The organism is Daejeonella sp. AP26 (genome assembly GCF_056680515.1).
The window spans coordinates 798,741-817,779 of sequence record NZ_CM155286.1; the positions used below are offsets into that span (position 1 = coordinate 798,741).

Genomic DNA, 19,039 nt, shown 5'->3' on the forward strand with positions numbered 1-19,039 from the left:
CTAAATATTAGGCTTATATTTCGGCAATGAGCAAAATACCGGTTATAGCAGTATTTGATGTGGGTAAAACCAATAAGAAACTGTTTCTTTTTGATGAGAATTACCAGATAGTTCACGAGCGTTCTGCCCGTTTTACGGAAACTGCCGATGAAGACGGTGACAGCTGCGAAAACCTGGAAAGCCTGCGGTCCTCGGTTTTCGATTCTTTACGGCATGTGCTTCGTGAAAAACAATTCGATATAAGAGCGATTAATTTCTCGGCATATGGCGCCAGCTTTGTTTATATCGATGAAAAAGGGGAAGCTTTAACACCCCTGTATAATTATTTAAAGCCTTTTCCCGAGGATCTAAAAGCGGAATTCTACCAGGAATACGGAGGAGAGCAATCTTTCTCTCATAAAACGGCATCCCCGGTATTGGGCAGCTTAAATTCAGGCATGCAGCTTTACCGCATCAGGAAAGAAAAACCGCAGCTATTTTCAAAGATCAGGTATGCCCTGCACCTCCCTCAATATTTGAGCTACCTCATTACCGGGCAGGCATATTCTGATATCACCAGTATCGGCTGCCACACCAATTTATGGGATTTTACTAAAAACGATTACCACGATTGGGTGAAAACAGAAGGCCTTGACAAGAAACTGGCACCCATCTTACCTTCACATACAGTAATTAATTCCGCTTTCCAGGGAAAAGAATACAAGGCAGGCATTGGATTACACGATAGTTCGGCTGCATTGATACCCTATCTTGAAAATTTTTCCGAGCCTTTTATTTTACTTTCTACCGGCACATGGTGTATCAGCTTAAACCCGTTTAATCATTCTAATCTTACAGCTGATGAGCTGAGAAATGATTGCCTTTGCTATATCCAGTACCAGGGTAAACCGGTTAAGGCGTCCCGTTTATTTGCGGGACATGAACATGAACAGCAGGTTGCCAGAATTGCCTCACACTTTACTCAGAATATTGCCCGTTACAAATCTGTCAGGTTCGATCCCTATATTATCAGCAGGTTATTGAAAAAAACAAATGTAATGCCGGCGGCCGAAGGCGCAGCACTGAAAGAATCGGACTTCGGCAGAAGGGATCTTGCAGATTTTGCAAATGACGAAGAAGCATATCATCAGTTAATGATCGATATGGTAGCCCAGCAAGTATTTTCAACTAAACTTAGTATTGGCAGGGAAAGAGTGAAAAGGATTTTCGTCGATGGAGGATTTAGCAAAAATTCCATTTACATGCATTTATTATCCGCTTCATTCCCCGGGTTTGAAATTTTTGCGGCTTCCATGGCCCAGGCGACCGCTGTGGGAACCGCCTTAGCAATTCATAAAGCCTGGAACAGAAACCCCGTTCCTTCAGATATTATTGAATTGAAATATTATTCAGCTACTCACCCTGTATCATGAGAGTTGGACTCTTTATCCCATGTTATGTTGATCAGTTTTATCCCAATGCGGCAAAAGCAAGTTTAGAACTGCTGGAGAAATTAGGGGTCGAGGTATGTTATCCCTTAAAACAAACATGCTGCGGTCAGCCAATGGCTAACTCGGGTTATGAGCATTTGACGAGCGGATGCAGCGAATTGTTTGTAGATAACTTCTCAGGATTCGACTATGTCGTTTCGCCGTCAGGCAGCTGCACTTTGCATATTAAAGAGCATTTGCATTCCGCAAAGAACGAGACTGAAGCCACGGCAATCAGGAATAAAGTTTACGAGCTGACCGAATTTTTAACGGATGTTCTGAAAGTAGATAAACTGAATGCCCGCTTTCCGCATAAAGTTGGTGTTCATCAAAGCTGCCATGGGCAGAGAGGATTGATGCTTTCACAGATGAGCGAGCTTGCGGAGCCATTTTTTTCAAAGCCTGAATATCTGCTGAACCTGGTTGATGGAATTGAGCTTATTACATTAAACAGGGGCGATGAATGCTGTGGTTTTGGCGGTACTTTCTGCGTAGCCGAAGAAGCCGTTTCAGTGAAAATAGGAAAGGACAGGGTGAAAGATCATATTGATAATGGTGCTGAATATATTACGGCAGGCGATATGTCATGCCTGATGCACATGGAAGGTATTTTACGCCGCCAAAAAAGTGAAGTGAAGGTGCTGCACATCGCCGAGATTTTGAATGCTGGGTAATGGTTAGCAACATGAGATCTGTAGCAAACCAATATGATTTTTAAATGCCGCCGGCATGGGAATCCCGGCGCGGTTTTGATGATGTGATAAACCTCAATACTGATTACTGAATATTATTCTCAAAATGAAGGACATAAAACATGCTGAATTAGCTGAAGCTTTTAATGCAGATGCAGATCGCGTAGACTGGCATGATGAAACCCTTTGGTGGATCAGGCAAAAGCGTGATAAAGCGGCTCAGAATATCCCCGAATGGGAAAAGTTAAGAAACGATGCCTCAGCCATTAAAGACGATGTTCTTTCTAATCTGCACAATTATTTGTTGCAGTTTGAGGCCAAGGCGACAGAAAACAACATTCAGATACATTGGGCCCTTGATGCTGCTGAGCATAATACGATCGTTCACTCGATCCTGAAAGAGGCCGGGATCAGCCGGATCAATAAAAGCAAATCGATGCTGACCGAAGAGTGCCATCTCAATGAATATTTAAAAACAAAGAACATTGAGGTTATCGATACCGATTTGGGTGAACGAATTGTGCAGTTGGCAGGGGATCAGCCCAGTCATATTGTTTTACCCTGTATCCATAAAAAAAAGGAAGAGATCGGCGAGCTGTTTCACCGGCATCTTGGAACGCCGGAAGGCGAATCGGATCCCCAGGTTTTAACGTCCGCCGCACGGGTACATCTCAGAGAAACATTTCTCACAGCTGAAGCGGTGATCACCGGGGTAAACTTCGCTGTAGCGGAAACCGGGGAATTTGTCGTTTGTACCAACGAAGGCAATGCCGATATGGGCTCGCATCTGGCCAGGGTACACATAGCCTGTATGGGCATTGAAAAGCTGATTCCCCGGCGCAGACACCTGGCGGTATTTCTGCGGTTGCTTGCCAGAAGCGCAACCGGCCAGCCGATAACGACGTATTCCAGCCATTTTACAAGGCCGCGGGCCGGCCAGCAAATGCATATAGTACTGGTAGATAATGGGCGGACAAAACAATTAAGCCGACCCGATTTCAGGAACTCGTTAAAATGTATCCGCTGCGGAGCCTGTATGAATACCTGTCCTGTTTATCGCCGAAGCGGAGGCCACAGCTATCATACAGCTATTGCGGGACCTATCGGCTCTATCCTGGCTCCAAACCTCGACATGGAAAAACATGCAGATCTGCCCTTTGCATCCACATTATGCGGCTCCTGTACAAACGTTTGCCCGGTTAAAATAGACATTCATGATCAGTTATATAAATGGCGGCAAGTGATCGTTAAAGAAGGTTATTCAAATAAGTTGAAAAGCACGGGAATGAACATCATGAATCTGATCCTCTCCTCACCGGGTATTTTCGATACTGCAGGAAAAACCGGCCGTTGGGTCCTGAAATATGCACCGTTTGCTGTAAACAATCGCTTTAATCCCTGGTACCACCAACGCGATATGCCTGCAGCACCTTCGAAATCGTTTAAAGAATGGTACGAGCAGAACCGGAAGAAATGAACTCAAGAGAGAAAATATTATCCGCTGTGTTGAATTTCCAACCTGCAGAAAAAAAATTTACAGACGATAAGTTCGTACAGGATGTACCCGGAGACAATGCCGGGTTGTTTATACGGGTTTTACAGAGTATTGGTGGAACCAGCTATGAAGTTCATAGTTGGGAGCAATTGACGGGACATATTAAAGTAAAGTTCGAAGGTGATAGGAGAATGATATCTGCCTTATCCCAGGTTAATTTAAATCACGGGGCAGATTGGATGAAGGAGGGACCGCATAACCTGGAGGATATTGAAGTTGCGGTTATATATGGGCATTTTGGCGTTGCAGAAAATGCTTCCATCTGGATTACAGAAGATCTGGTCTATCACAGGGTCTTGCCTTTTATTTGCCAGCATCTGGTTATTGTGATCAATAAATCTGATATTGTTTGTAATATGCAAGAAGCATACTTGAAGATTGGAAATGAAAGCTATCATTTCGGGACATTTATTGCGGGGCCCTCAAAAACTGCAGATATTGAACAATCGTTAGTTTTGGGTGCACATGGTCCCAAAAGTTTAACGGTATATATGCTTGACTAAACAAATGAAAGCCGATAAAGTAATTAAGCATATAAATGTTGATGAATATTCATCCACTCCAAAATATATCCAGCTGGCAAATTCTGTTCTCAGTGCCATTGAAGCCGGCAAGATTGGAAAAGATCAAAGGCTTCCTTCAATCAATGAAATAAGCTTTGAGCTTGAAATTTCCAGGGATACTGCGGAAAAGGGCTATCGTTATCTGAAAAAGATCGGTGTTTTAGGATCGGTTCCCGGCAAGGGCTACTATATCATAAATAGTGATTTCAGGCAAACACTTAAAATAGTACTGCTTTTCAACAAGTTAAGCTATCATAAAAAGATCATCTATGATGCATTCATTAACGCTATCGGAGACAATGTTGCAGTAGATTTTTACATCTACAACAATAATTTTTCATTGTTCAAAAAGCTATTGAACAGCAAGGAGAAAAATTATTCGCATTTTGTAATCATACCGCATTTTTTAGAAGGAGGTGAGAATGCCCATGAAATTATCAATACGATTCCAAAAGAAAAGCTGGTGATCCTTGATAAAAAACTTTCAGGCATTGAAGGTGAATATGCGGCTGCTTACCAAAATTTCGAAAAGGATATTTATGATGCGCTTGACCAGGCCAGAGAGCAGCTAAGTAAATATCATACTATCAAAATTATTTTTCCCGAGCGCAGTTATTTCCCCAGCGGAATAGTGAGGGGTTTTTACAGATTTTGCCAGCAATATGCTTTCACGCACCAGGTGGTAAGTAATATAGCTGAAGAGCCTATCAATCCCGGCGAAGTTTTTATTAATTTAATGGAGGATGATCTGGTTATATTAATTGAGCGTATACTTTCCCTTAAATTAAATATAGGCAAAGACGTGGGGGTGATCTCATACAATGAAACACCGTTGAAAAAATTTATTCTGAACGGTATAACCACCATTTCTACAGACTTTAACAAATTAGGGGAACTGGCTGCTGAAATGATACTTGAAAAAAGCAAACAACATACAGAAGTGCCGTTTTATCTTACTTTAAGGGCTTCCTTGTAAATTCCTGATTTTCAGAAACGATATACATGATCAAGTCAGCTTGTATTTGAGGATATACACTTTTACTTTAGCTTTTGAGGACTGAGCCATGCATTTTCCCTCAACCATTCTGAACAATAGTTAAACCAGCCAGAATGAGCAGGCTCGTACGGAAAGCCATGCTGACCGACAGGAAAAATATGCAATGCGGCAGACACTTTATGGCTTTGTAAAGCGGTATAAAACGCGATGCTGTTTTTTACGGTTACCAATCCATCGTCGCCAGCGTGGATCAGATAGGTAGGAGGCGTATCTGCGGTGACCTGCAATTCATTTGAAAACCGCACCACACTTTCCGCATTGGGGTTTATGCCTATCAGGCTTTCCCGCGATCCATTATGAGTTAAAGAATCTGTGAAACTTATTACCGGGTAGACCAGTATCATGAAATCGGGCCGCACGCTGATATTTTCAGTATTTTCAACTTGAACGATCTTAAAGTGAGTCCCTGTCGTGGCTGCTAAGTGGCCACCTGCCGAAAATCCCATTATACCTATCTTTGACGGATCGATACGGAGTTGCCGCGCGTTTTTTCGCACATAGAGTAAGGCCTGCTGAGCATCTTGCAAAGGCCCTGCCGATTTATCGACCATGTACTTGTCATTCGGCAAGCGGTATTTTAAAACAAAGGCAGCAACGCCGATCTTGTTAAATTTCTCCGCTACGTCGTAGCCCTCCATTCCCATATTTAGCCCACTGTAGCCGCCACCGGGACATATTACGACAGCCGTGCCATTAGCCTTGTCTGCAGACGGAAGATATATTTTTAACGTAGGTTGCGATACATTGATCAGAAACCCGGCTGAGTTTTTGGTTTCTTCGTTTTTAACCTTGATAGCGTTTGGAATTTCTCTTGTATACAATGGCACTTCTTCCTGCGCAGCTGCCGCGTTACAAAACACAGCTAGCAGGAAAAGTTCAGATGCAAAAAATTTAACGATCTTGTTTTTCATTTGAAAATAGTAGTTAGTAGTTAGTATTTAGACCTGGCATACGGTTCAAGTCCTGCCTGTTCTCAATACGTTGGTGCTGCTAAGTCAAGGTTTGATTTTATTTCTTAGCTTAAACCGGTAAAATGAACCAGCATGACAAGCATTTGTTCATATTATATCTTACTGAATGATTTTTACGCCTTTAGGTGCAACAAACGAGGTAGTTATTTTTCCGTTAGGTGCCTTAACGTGTTTTACTTTTAAGATACCATAAGGTGTGGGAAAGGTACCTTCCGCAAATTCAAGATCGCCAAGATGCGGTTCAATTTTGATGACCTTGCAACCTGGTTCTATAATTTTAATGCCAAGCACATGCTCAGTTAACCACGGGGTTGGGCCCGATGCCCAGCCATGGGCCAGGCTATGCCTGAAACCTTTATAGCAGTACGCGCCATAGTCACCATGTATATCTTTTTTGCCTGGTGGTACAAGTTCATCAATCCTTGAGGCGTTTGGTAACCAGTCAATGTTAAAGTCTTCCCAAAAGGTTGTTGCACCTAAGCTCAGCATGGGCCCCCAGTAATTTTTAATATCATTCATGGCGCCCTGGTAGCTGCCTGCTTTTGCCCGGGCCTGCAGCATATAATAGCCAAAAAATGTCGTGTAGTTATGTACGCCGTCAACTGACAGCGCTCTATCTGCTTCCTGGGGTGTTATTAAACCTGCGAGTCCAAGTAAAGCAGCCGCCTGTTTTGATCCGTTGGCGTCAGGTACGTTCTTTTTTAATCTCGCTACAGCATCTTCACATTTTTTAGCGGTTTCGGGTTCATTTAAAATTTTTGAAAGTTTAGCGCCGTTTTCCAACGTCATGACCAGCATCGCTTGTAAACCGGCATGAATGCCTTTTTCATTTGGTGTTGACGGCCAATCTAAAAAACGCACCCCGCCATCAAGGGCTTCTCTATTATTAGCGTCAACTTTAGTACTTAACAGGCTCAGTAATTTTACTAAGTAATCCTTCTGCTCCTCTAAGTATTTGATATTGCCTGTTTGCTGGTACCAATCGTGATGGATAATAACCCACCACATAGAGTAAGAAACCATTCCGTTCATAAATTCAGGTAATGGTGTAATGTCACGGGCGAAATCCAGGCTTTTTGGCACCACATCGTTATACCCAAATACGGCGGCAATGGTTGATGTTTCGGGGTGCATATCGCCGACCCATACTAAATGGTCTCGTTTGATGCCGTCCCACAAATAATCCTGCATATTAAGATGCACCGTATAGGCGCCTGTTAACCATATTTTATTTAATAATGTATCACTACTGTTAAAAGAGCCGATATATGGAATATCCCTGAAGATAAAAATGGCGTTTACTTCTTTCAATTTCAGTTCGGTGTTATCGTCAACCAGATCGATACGTACGAATCTGAACCCTGTATTGCCCACCTCAAGGCTGCCAAGCCAGGGCAACGAAACTATGAAATCGCGCATGGCATGATCATTAGTGGCACCTTTTGCAGTATCAGACACATCAGACATTGCCTCTGCTACTGATTCGCCAAAGCGGAGCCTTACACGTACAGGCTTACCACCGTTAGACTGATCTGTGATCAGCTGCAGCCCTCCATGTAATTCTTTCCCAAAATCAAATAATAAACCTGGTTGGCCTTTTCCTGTATTGGTCAATACACACAAATTTTTACCGGATAGGTCTGCCTGTCCGGTACCCGGCTTTAACAAAACCTTTTCATTGGTAATATTTGTTGACGAATTCTCTGATCTCCAAACTATCCGTGTTGGCGGTAAATACCGGCGTACGGTAGCGTCGCTGCGGGCCTGGGCCGACCGCTCCTTTGAAAATGGTTTCGGCAGCTGCGCTTCACTTGTGGCAGTAAATAATGCTATAACTGTAAACAGTAAAAGATACTTTTTCATAACTGATGTCAATTGTTCTGTAATGTATTATAAAGAGATAAATTTGCCGGATACCTGCCAGCTTTCCGCTTATCATCAGTCAAATCCTGTTATAACTGGTGAAACGAATATAGAAAAGGCATCCTTACTAACTGTTATGCACTGTCTTGATTGGCTGGTATATCAATTGTGCCGTCTTCAACTTTCCAAACTTTAGGAATTACATCCCCCGTTCTTCTGGTCTTTAAACACACAATTAACTAATAAATTGACTCATGCAGGATCATCTGATAATAACAGCTGAGGAATAATTCTCATTCGAGGATGAATAACAGGAGCAAAAAAGCACTCATTTTAAGTAGTGTTAACCATAAGTAAATATTACAGGACGGTGCCGGTTGCCATGGTGGCGTACAAGTGTTTACTTTAGACAATCTGATTTTTTTGATGGAAGCTACACCGTAATGGGTATTACATGCAAAAAGCAAAAGCTATGTCAGAAAATCATCAGGGTGAGATTGGTGTAATACGGATGTGTTGAACTTCAACGCTTGAGTGGGGAGGCATGCTTATGTCATGGTTAAGCCTCCGGGCCTACAGCATGGTTAACAGAACATGTTCTTGGCGTCAAAGTTTTGGAAGCAGTATAAAATAATCAACCCCATGTAGGTGACCGGAAATTTATTGAAGAAACATACGCTAAACCATGTGGTACAGTGAACATCAGACATATTAAACTGGCTAATGGTAAAATAAAAACAGAGATCGGTGCTCCTAAGGGGGTTGCAATAATTCAGTAGAATTTTTTTTGTCTTGTCAATTCCTGATAGAAGCCACACTGCCAGATATTTATTACGTATGATTAGTTCCATAAAATAAAAAACAATGACTTATGAGATATAATTCTATCGAAATCAAAAATAGAAATAAGAAAGCCAATACAATTGCAGTCCGAATACGCCATGTAGTGTTTCTGCTGTTTATACTTTCAGCTACGAAAAGCTACGCGCAGCAGAATGTAATTAGGTTGATTCCTCAACCAGCTGAACTTCAAGTTTATGATGGCATTGTCAAAATTCAAAACGCTACAAAGATTTTTATAGATCCCCGTTCAGGTGTTAGTAAAATCTATGCTGAAGAATTATTTAGGGAAATTGGTATACACCCTATATGGGCCATCACAGAAAAAAATGCAGTTATTGTCCTGAAATTAAATAATCCACAAAATGAACATACGGATGAATCCTATCATTTACAGGTAGGCTTAAAAGGGAAAAATAAAATCATAGGTAGTTCATCTGGTAGAAATGGACTGCTGCACGCTTTGCAAACTATCAGGCAACTGGCAATAATAGGAGACCAGCATACAACTTTTCCTGTTTGTACTGTACATGATAAACCTGCATTCGGATGGCGAGCATATATGCTTGATGAAAGTCGACATTTTCATGGGAAATTAACGGTGAAAAGTTTACTGGATGAAATGGCTCGGCTTAAATTAAATACTTTTCATTGGCATTTGGTAGATGATCCTGCCTGGCGTATGGAAATTAAGAAATATCCTTTGCTTACAGCAGTATCGTCAAAAGGGGACTATACTCACATGACTAAGAATATCACGCCAGCTAAGTGGGATAGCCTCTATGATAAGCGTCCGGGGCAATATTACACACAGGAGGAAATTCGTGAAATTGTGTCTTATGCTGATGAACGCGGTATTCGTATTATCCCGGAAATTGAAGTGCCAGGCCATGCATCAGCATCTATTTATGCCTATCCCTGGTTAGGTGCAAGTAGTCGTCAAAAGAATGTGGGTATTTTAGGAGACCTGTATAATGTTACCGACCCTGAGGTTGAAAAATTCCTTCATGATGTGCTGGATGAAGTCATCAGTTTGTTCCCCGGCGGAATCATCCATATCGGTGGGGATGAAGCAAATTATGCCCACTGGAAAGAATCCGAAGGAATAAATGTATTTATGCAAGCGAATAATATACCCACCTATGCCGATTTGCAAATTTGGGCGATCAATCGAATGTCTAAATATATTTCTTCAAAGGGTTATCGTATGATCGGATGGAATGAGATTACCGGGGATAATGTAAGAAATGAGGCGCATATTGAGGCTGGGAAGTCTGAAACACTGGCCAAAGGTAGTCTTGTTCAGTTCTGGGATGGAGATGTTAGCCTGGTAAATAAGGCAATTCAACAGGGCTATGATGTCGTCAATTCAGATCGCATGCATACTTATTTGGATTATCCTTACGAGACCACTTCGTTTGAAAAAGCGTATTCTTTTAAGCCCATACCCGATGGAGTATCATCGGCAAATAAAAATAAGATATTGGGATTAGGGTGCCAGATGTGGGGCGAATTTACACCAACCTCAGAGCGCCTTTACTTTCAGACATTTCCCCGTATTGCTGCTTTTGCAGAAACGGGTTGGGTAGCGCCAGAAAAGAAAACCAGTTATCTTGATTTTCGCAGTAGGTTGTCCAATATAGAAGAAATATGGAAACTCAAAGGATATGTAAAAGATCAGGTAACTAAATATTAAACAGATCCATCGCAAAACATAAGTCAATTTGCTTTATGAAACTTGTTTTTTTATATGCTAAACAACAATAAAAAAACACATAACATCAATTATAGCATGATAACCAAGGAAACTAAGCCCCTTTACAATGAAACTGAACTGTTAATCAGAATTGCTGAAGGTGAATCCTATGCTTTCGAATTGATCTTTAACAAGTTTCATGAAAGCGTGTATACATTTTCATTATGGTATCTTAAATCTGAAATGGAAGCAGAAGAGGTGGTACAGGAAATATTTTTGAAGTTATGGCAGCTTGGTAAAGAGATTTCAAAAATTAACAATTTGGAAAGCTATCTAAAAACACTTACCCGCAATCGCGCACTTGATATTCTTCGTCATCGCGCTCGGGAAGCGAAAGCAAATTATGTTAATACTTCAAATTGGCAAGAAAGTCATAATGAAACTGAACAACAAATCTTGCTAAATGATACAAGGAGAGTATTAAATCAGGCTATAAGTCATCTCCCTAATCAACAAAAATTAGTTTATCAACTTTGTGCACAACAGGGATTTAAAAATAATGAAGTGGCTGAAAAACTTAATTTGTCCCCCCTCACAGTTCGTACCCATATGAAGCTTGCCTTGAAGTTCTTGCGTATCTACGTTAGCAAACGTACTGATACGTAGTAATATTCATATTCTCAGGATTATTTTAGTTTCCATTACCCACTTTTAGTTTCCAGAGCGTCCATGTAAAAAAGGCGCAATGATTGGCGTGCTTCAATACTAATCGAATCACAAATTATATTGGACAAAACACTTAAATTTTATCATGTCAAGATTTCGTTCCTTCTTTTTATCATCCATCTTTTTTAGCCTCAGTTTCAACTCTACTTCAGCCCAGAAACTGATTGCGCTAGATTTAACTTCTGAGTATAAAACTAATCCAATTGATGTCGATGTTAAATTCCCGCGTTTAAGTTGGAAAATTCAATCTTCTGGCAAGGGAATTCTACAAGTAGCGTATGAAATAAGGGTAAGTACTGATCCCAAAGATCTGGCTACTCGTAAAAACGTTATTTGGGAATCGGAAAAGGTGATGAGTGACCAATCTGTTTATATTCCGTTTACAGGTAAAGAATTAACATCCGGAACACGATATTATTGGCAGGTTAGGGTTTGGGATAATAAGGGAAATATATCTTCCTGGAGTGAAGTGAACTTTTGGGAAATGGGATTGCTAAATAAAAGTGACTGGCATGCCAAATGGATTATTGGGGAAAAAAATCAAGAAAACAATGCTTCGCCAATGTTTAGAAAAGAATTTAATCTTGACAGAAAGATAAAAAAAGCAAGATTATACATTACCGCTCATGGGTTATATGAAGCTGAAATAAATGGAAAACGAGTAGGAGAGGATTACTTTACGCCTGGGTGGACCAGTTATCATAAAAGATTGCAATATCAAATTTATGATATAACAAAGATGTTGCGGCCAGGAGGTAATGCTATTGGAGTAACCTTGGGAAAGGGCTGGTTTGCAGGAAAATTAGCAGGCGGAATCAAATATGGCGATCGACTTGCTTTGTTATCCCAAATAGAAATTGAGTATGAGAATGGCCAACGTGAGCGAATTTTATCTGATAATAGTTGGAGAACTACTATAGATGGTCCGATTTTAATCTCTGAGCTATATGATGGCGAGATATACGATGCGAGGAGAGAGATTAAAGAGTGGTCTTCTCCCGGCTTCAGTGATCACGGCTTAAAAAAAGCTCAAGTGGATTCATCCTTAGCATTTAACAGCCTTGTAACAAGCGTTGCTGCGCCTGTAAAACAACATGAAATATTAAAACCCGTAAATGTTCTTTTAACACCGAATGGTGAAAAAGTAATTGATTTCGGTCAAAACCTGGTTGGCTGGGTTAGGTTTAAAATTGATGGCAAACGCGGTGATTCAATCATCATTTCGCATGCAGAAGTTTTGGATAAGGCAGGCAATTTTTATACAGAAAATTTAAGATCTGCTAAACAGAAAATAACATACTATTTAAAAGGCAATGGTGAAGAAATATACCAACCACACTTTAGTTTCCAAGGATTTCGATATGTTAAAATAGAAGGTACAATCGATATCATAACTAAGGATAATATTGAAGCTGTTGTAATTCATAGTGCTATGAAGCCTACAGGTTTTTTTAATACTTCCAATACTTTATTAAATCAGCTTCAACATAATATTCAATGGGGCCAGAAGGGAAATTTTTTAGATGTACCAACCGATTGTCCCCAAAGAGATGAACGTTTGGGATGGACAGGTGATGCCCAGGTTTTTTTTAAAACTGCTGCCTATAATATGAATGTGTCTGGTTTTTTTGCAAAATGGTTACTGGACCTAAAAGCTGATCAACAGGACGATGGTTCAGTACCTCAAATTGTTCCTAACATTTGGGGAAAGAGCGAGAGAAGTGCTGGCTCGGCCGGATGGGCCGATGCGGCTACAATAGTGCCTTGGGATTTTTATAACGTATATGGCGATAAGGCTATCTTATTAAACCAATACAATTCAATGAAGGCGTGGGTAAATTTCATTGACAGCCGAAGTACAAATAACCTTTGGGATAAAAGTTGGCATCATGGAGATTGGCTATATTTTTTGCCTAAAGATGTTTGGGACTTTGATCCAGCTTTTACAGATAAAACGCTTATTGCACAGGCATTTTATGCTAATAGCATCCAAATAGTTCTAAATACAGCTCAAATATTAGGAGAAGAGAAAGATGTTCAAATATATACCGCTCTTTTAAAACGGGTAAAAGACGTTTTTGTAAAGGAATTTATAAGTGAATCAGGGGCTCTGATCTCAAATACTCAAACAGCCTATGTATTGGCTTTACATTTCAATCTTTTACCGGAAGATAATAGGGAAAAGGCCGTTGAACGGTTAGTTGCAAATATAACTGAATATAAAAATCATTTATCTACGGGCTTTCTGGGTACACCTTATCTATGCCATGTATTGACTCGTTTTGGTCATAATGATCTTGCTTATAAAATTTTAATGCAAGAATCATATCCTTCATGGTTGTATCCTGTGAAAATGGGAGCTACTACTATTTGGGAGCGGTGGGACGGTATCCGAACTGACGGATCCTTCCAGTCAAAAGAAATGAATTCTTTTAATCACTATGCTTATGGAGCTATTGGAGATTGGATGTATAGAAATATCACAGGTATTAATCAACATGAAGGATTCGCTGGTTATAAAGAATTTGATATAGCCCCCAAAATAGGAGGGGGACTCACTTTTGCTAAAGCAGAATTGGAATCGATATATGGTAAAATTGCTTCCTCCTGGAAACTCACAGAAGGATATATGACTATGAACATTGAAGTGCCCGTAAACACGGTTGCGCACGTCAACTTTCCCAATGTTGGTGCCGAATCGATTAAAGAGTCTGGGAAAGTCGTTCAATTACACCCAAAGACATCAATACTAACAATTGGATCAGGAAAATATGAATTCCAGTATCGCGTCAAATAGAAAATTGCTAAATCACCAATCAACACATTAAGCCGTTAACCACTCAAACATCTCATGTCTAAACATTCTTTTTTTGTATTAATATTATCTCTCCTCAATTTAAACCTTTTTGCGCAAAAATTGGAGTGGAAGCCTGTAGAAGGTAAAATTATGACCCAATGGGCGAAGCAGGTAGATCCGGAACGCCCCTTGCCCGAACATCCCAGACCTCAACTGGTAAGGGATGGAAGCTGGCAAAATCTCAATGGCCTGTGGCAGTATGCGATAACTTCAGAGGATCAGGTCAACGTCCCTTTAGTGTTTGACGGCAAAATACTCGTGCCCTATCCAATTGAATCCGCACTTTCCGGAGTAGCTAAAACCGTAGGAAAAGATAAAGTTCTTTGGTACAAAACTAAAGTAGAAGTTCTATCTAAACTGCGTAATAAAAAACTTCTACTTCATTTTGGAGCGATAGATTGGAAATGCATTGTTTTTGTGAATGGGAAAAAAGTGGGTGAGCATGCTGGCGGTTATGATCCTTTTTCATTTGACATTAGTGCTTATCTCAATAAGGGAAAAAATCAGGAAGTCGTCATAAGGGTATTTGATCCAACGGATGATGGACAACAACCGGTAGGTAAACAAACAAAGGATCCAAAAGGTATATGGTATACATCTGTCACTGGTATCTGGCAAACTGTTTGGATGGAAGCAGTTCCAGAATCGTATATATCCAAAATCATACAAACACCTGATTTGGACAATCAGTTATTGAACATAAATGTTCTTTTCAAGAACCCGCGGCCAGGTGATATGGTGCAAATATCAGCTTTCGAAAATAAGAAAAACGTCGGGGAAGTTACTATTGATGCGGGTTTGGCAGCGAAGCTTCCAATTTTGAATCCAAAATTATGGAGTCCGGAGGATCCATTTCTTTATGATTTAAAAGTTTCGCTAATAAGGAATGGGAAGTCCGTAGATGAGATAACCTCGTATTTTGCCATGCGTAAAATCAGTATGGGAAAAGATACGGATGGTATTCAGCGTATCATGTTGAATGATAAATTTCTTTTTCAGTACGGCACCTTAGATCAAGGGTGGTGGCCAGATGGATTATATACAGCACCTACAGACCAAGCTTTGGAATTTGATATCGTCAAAACCAAAGAGATGGGATTCAATATGATAAGAAAACATATTAAAGTTGAACCAGCCCGGTGGTATTACCATTGTGACAAGCTTGGCATGCTTGTATGGCAAGATATGCCGAGTGGTGATATATTTCCGTATGAATGGGAACAGAGACTGGGACAAATATCAGGTAAGCCATTGGATAAGCAAAGATCCTCTTTATCCGAAAAATATTATAAAACGGAATGGGAAAAGATTATGGAAGCCCTTCATCATTTTCCCAGTATTGTAATGTGGGTGCCTTTCAATGAGGCATGGGGACAATTTAAGACTAAGGAAATTACCGAATGGACGATTAGAAAAGATTCGTCAAGATTAGTAAATAGTGCAAGTGGTGGGAACTTCTTTCCAGTTGGTCATGTTGCTGATTTACATAACTATCCAGAGCCTGCAATGCCTAATCCAGTTGTTTTTGGTGCCAAGCAGGTACTTGCTTTAGGTGAATTTGGGGGCTTAGGCTTGCCGATTGATGGGCACACATGGTTAGAAAAGGGTAACTGGGGGTATCAAAGTTTTAAAACGCCACAAGAACTTTTAAACCGATACGCGGTACTTATCTCGAATTTGGAAAACTTAATTAAGCATGGTTTATCTGCGGCAGTTTACACACAGATTACTGATGTGGAAATTGAAGTAAATGGTTTGATGACATATGACCGGAAGGTTACTAAAATCCCGGTTGAAAAGTTAAAAGAATTACATCATGTATTATACAAGCAACGCATCGCTAAAGAATTGAGCGGTGAGTACAATTTAAATTAACTTTTCAAATTAAATCTGATCACTAATGAAAAAGAAAATGTTATTATTCAGACTTTTGATTTTTATTTGTGTTGGACTTAGTAACCAGAGCTGTAATAAAAGTAAGGCACTCTTTAAGGACACCAAATTACCCGAAGTTATCGCACCGGAGATACCTGTATTTCAGGAGCAAATTCCAACCATGGCTTTCGTAGGGGTTATTGAAAGCCAGACTACCATGGCTAGGTACCAGGAATTTCGCAGCGCTGGACTAACTCATAGCTACAATGTTATATCTAGTGCTGAGTCGATGGAAAAAGCTCTGGATGTAGCACATAACACAGGGGTCAAGTTGTTCGTTTCCTGTCCTGAGCTTTATACTGATCCTGAAGGGATTGCTAAACGATTTATGAACCATCCAGCGCTCGCCGGTTATTATCTCGGAGATGAGCCGTCGAGAAACAAATTCGCTAAAATAGGAGAACTGACAAGAAGAATAAAGGCAATCGACAATGAGCATCTTTTCTATGTGAATGTCTTTCCAAATTATGCTTCTGAAATATCTCTGGGTGTAAATTCTTATCTCGAATATGTTCAGACATTTATACGGGAAGTTCCGGTAAATCTTCTTTCATTCGATCATTATCCCATAATCGGTAATACCAATGTATCGGTTAGGAGTGAATGGTACCAAAACCTGGAAGTCTTTGCAAATGAATCAAAAAAATCTAATAAGCCGTTTTGGGCGTTTGCTCTTACTGTTGCCCACTCGGTATACCCTATACCTACACTAGCTGCCTTAAGATTACAAGTATTTAGTAACCTGGCTTATGGAGCGCAAGGGATTCAATACTTTACTTACTGGACTATTCATGATCCCGGGGGTTATGATTTCAATAATGCGCCAGTTACAATTGATGGTAGACGAACAGGCGTTTATGACTTGTTAAAAACTGTAAATGAGGAAATCAAAAATCTTTCTCAAGTTTTTTTAGGAGCTAAATTGGTGTCTGTTGCTCATACTGGAACAGATATCCCTATGGGTACAAAACGATTTTCAGAACTTCCGAAATCAATTAAAAACTTTACTACAGCAGGAATGGGCGCTGTTGTAGCAGTTTTGGATAAGGGGATGGATTCCTATTTCGTTGTTGTAAATCGAAATTTAACTGACACAATGAGACTTACGATCGGGTGCGAACTCGGAGTGAAGAGAATTTTAAAAGATGGTTCATCTGTTGATTCTAAAGAATCGGAAACAATTATCGTTGAACCTGGTGATGTGGTTATATTCAAATTAGTAAAATAAAACAATTGTTAATTACCCACATTTTGTCTCCCGCACGTCTTTATAAAAAGGATAGTATTTCGTACTACACACACTAGTATTATACTACAAAAACAATGGACAAAGAAAGAATAACATACTTACATAGGCAATTTCTAAAAGATGCACTTTCCACGAAGGAATTTGATGAATGGAATGCACTATTAGATGATGTTACAACACATTCTTATTTGATCGAACTTATGGATATGAATTGGGATGCGATCGCTGGAGAAGATAAAATACATTTAAAAAATAATAAGTCAAAAGAAATATTTGAGTATATCAGTGTCCAATCTCAGAATAGATTCACTAAAAAAAGTTTATGTGTAAGCATTACAGTTGCTGCTGCAATGTTAATTATTGTTACGGCCGGATTGTCTTATTTCTTACGCCAAGGGACAACATTGAAAAATGTTTCTTACAACACAGCTATAGTTTCTGGAAAAAATAGCGCCACTTTAACTTTAGCTGATGGTAAAAAGATAATTCTATCTGATAATCTAAATGGTGAAGTGGCTAAAGAAGCAGGACTAAGTATTATTAAAACCGCGGAAGGGCAAATTATCTATAACACAATAGGTACGAGCCGATCTAAAGTAAACCAAGTGAATACTTTATCTACTGCTAAGGGGGAAACCTATCAGGTACGTTTGCCTGATGGAACATTAGTTTGGCTTAATGCTGCATCAAGCTTGAGTTATTTTACTGCCATTAGTAAAGGTGGAGTTAGAAATGTAAAACTAGTTGGTGAAGCTTATTTTGAAGTAGCAAAAGATAAAGATCATCCATTTGTGGTTAATACAAACAAGCAGGAGATAGAAGTCTTAGGTACTCATTTTAACGTCAACGCTTACACCGATGAACCGCTGACCAGGACAGTTTTAGTAGAGGGGTCCGTTAAGATATCTACAAATGGAATGAGCAAAATATTGAAACCCAATCAGCAGGCTATTCTTAATAACACCGAGATACATATTAAGAATATTGATCCTAAACAAGCCATCGCATGGAAAAGTGGTTTTTTCGCTTTCGATAATGAAGATTTAGAAAGCGTCATGAGAAAGATATCCAGATGGTATAATGTTGATATTCAGTATGATGGTCCAGAAGCAAAGAATGGGACTTTCTTTGGAGATTTTAATCGCTTTGATAGTATTTCACTAGTTCTAAAGACTATCGAGCGCGGAGGAACTGTCAGATTTGAGATAAAAGGAAATACAATAAAAGTTATAAAAATAAAACATTAGGGCTTAAGAAAGGCCAAAAGATACTATCTAGTAAAATAGCCAACCAAATAATTAACTAACCAAACTAAGATTGATGAAAGATCGAAAAAAAATTCCTGACATGTAATTGGATGAATGCTTAAACAAAAGGACCCCGATTCCAAAGTCGAAGTCCTTAATGTCTGCATTTACAAATCGTTAATTAACAATTATTTCATGAACTGGATGACGTGCTCTAGCCTTCGAAACTGTCACAGCATCCATAACAGACAATCAAATGTATAAAATTTATACTCGAATTTTTAGTGCCCCACCAGACAGTTTCAAAAAATTACTTTTA

13 protein-coding genes are annotated in these 19,039 nt (G+C 39.8%); 11 read left to right on the plus strand and 2 right to left on the minus strand.

Annotated elements, in window-relative coordinates:
- Positions 1-26 precede the first annotated feature (26 nt).
- From AC1MCB_RS03475 to AC1MCB_RS03495, 5 genes are all read left to right on the plus strand, one after another.
- Positions 27-1,412: an FGGY-family carbohydrate kinase gene (locus AC1MCB_RS03475; protein WP_479967358.1), complete on the plus strand. Its 1,386-nt coding sequence runs from the start codon at positions 27-29 to the stop codon at positions 1,410-1,412.
- Positions 1,409-2,143: a (Fe-S)-binding protein gene (locus AC1MCB_RS03480; RefSeq protein WP_479967359.1), complete on the plus strand. Its 735-nt coding sequence runs from the start codon at positions 1,409-1,411 to the stop codon at positions 2,141-2,143. The genes AC1MCB_RS03475 and AC1MCB_RS03480 overlap by 4 nt, the downstream gene beginning before the upstream one ends.
- A gap of 124 nt (positions 2,144-2,267) precedes the next feature.
- Positions 2,268-3,638: a lactate utilization protein B gene (locus AC1MCB_RS03485; RefSeq protein WP_479967360.1), complete on the plus strand. Its 1,371-nt coding sequence runs from the start codon at positions 2,268-2,270 to the stop codon at positions 3,636-3,638.
- A complete protein-coding gene (locus tag AC1MCB_RS03490; RefSeq protein WP_479967361.1) occupies positions 3,611-4,219 on the plus strand; it encodes a LutC/YkgG family protein in 609 nt (202 codons plus the stop codon). The genes AC1MCB_RS03485 and AC1MCB_RS03490 overlap by 28 nt, the downstream gene beginning before the upstream one ends.
- 4 nt (positions 4,220-4,223) lie before the next feature.
- Complete coding sequence (locus AC1MCB_RS03495) at positions 4,224-5,255, plus strand: GntR family transcriptional regulator (RefSeq protein WP_479967362.1); 1,032 nt, start codon at positions 4,224-4,226, stop codon at positions 5,253-5,255.
- A 62-nt stretch (positions 5,256-5,317) separates the two neighbouring features.
- Here AC1MCB_RS03495 and AC1MCB_RS03500 read toward each other — a convergent pair whose 3' ends face one another.
- Together AC1MCB_RS03500 and AC1MCB_RS03505 are read right to left on the minus strand one after the other, a co-directional pair.
- Positions 5,318-6,247 carry an alpha/beta hydrolase gene (locus tag AC1MCB_RS03500; protein ID WP_479967363.1) on the minus strand — a complete coding sequence of 310 codons (930 nt, stop codon included), beginning with the start codon at positions 6,245-6,247 and terminating at the stop codon, positions 5,318-5,320.
- Positions 6,248-6,406: 159 nt separating this feature from the next.
- Positions 6,407-8,170, minus strand: coding sequence for an alpha-L-rhamnosidase-related protein (locus tag AC1MCB_RS03505; RefSeq protein ID WP_479967364.1), 1,764 nt, complete (start codon positions 8,168-8,170; stop codon positions 6,407-6,409).
- Positions 8,171-9,041: 871 nt separating this feature from the next.
- Between AC1MCB_RS03505 and AC1MCB_RS03510 the strand changes: the two genes are divergently transcribed.
- The 6 genes from AC1MCB_RS03510 to AC1MCB_RS03535 all read left to right on the plus strand — a co-directional run bounded on the left by AC1MCB_RS03510 (position 9,042) and on the right by AC1MCB_RS03535 (position 18,720).
- Positions 9,042-10,706: a beta-N-acetylhexosaminidase gene (locus tag AC1MCB_RS03510; RefSeq protein WP_479967365.1), complete on the plus strand. Its 1,665-nt coding sequence runs from the start codon at positions 9,042-9,044 to the stop codon at positions 10,704-10,706.
- A 96-nt stretch (positions 10,707-10,802) separates the two neighbouring features.
- The gene (locus AC1MCB_RS03515) at positions 10,803-11,372 is read left to right on the plus strand and encodes an RNA polymerase sigma factor (RefSeq protein WP_479967366.1); all 570 of its coding nucleotides are present in this window, start codon (positions 10,803-10,805) and stop codon (positions 11,370-11,372) included.
- Between the two features lie 145 nt (positions 11,373-11,517).
- Positions 11,518-14,229, plus strand: coding sequence for an alpha-L-rhamnosidase (locus tag AC1MCB_RS03520; RefSeq protein ID WP_479967367.1), 2,712 nt, complete (start codon positions 11,518-11,520; stop codon positions 14,227-14,229).
- A 189-nt stretch (positions 14,230-14,418) separates the two neighbouring features.
- Positions 14,419-16,164, plus strand: a complete 1,746-nt coding sequence (locus AC1MCB_RS03525) for a glycoside hydrolase family 2 protein (RefSeq protein ID WP_479967368.1) — start codon at positions 14,419-14,421, stop codon at positions 16,162-16,164.
- A 25-nt stretch (positions 16,165-16,189) separates the two neighbouring features.
- Entirely contained in the window at positions 16,190-17,452 is a 1,263-nt protein-coding gene (locus tag AC1MCB_RS03530; RefSeq protein ID WP_479967369.1) for a hypothetical protein, read from the plus strand.
- A gap of 95 nt (positions 17,453-17,547) precedes the next feature.
- Positions 17,548-18,720 carry a FecR family protein gene (locus AC1MCB_RS03535; protein WP_479967370.1) on the plus strand — a complete coding sequence of 391 codons (1,173 nt, stop codon included), beginning with the start codon at positions 17,548-17,550 and terminating at the stop codon, positions 18,718-18,720.
- Positions 18,721-19,039: the final 319 nt, after the last annotated feature.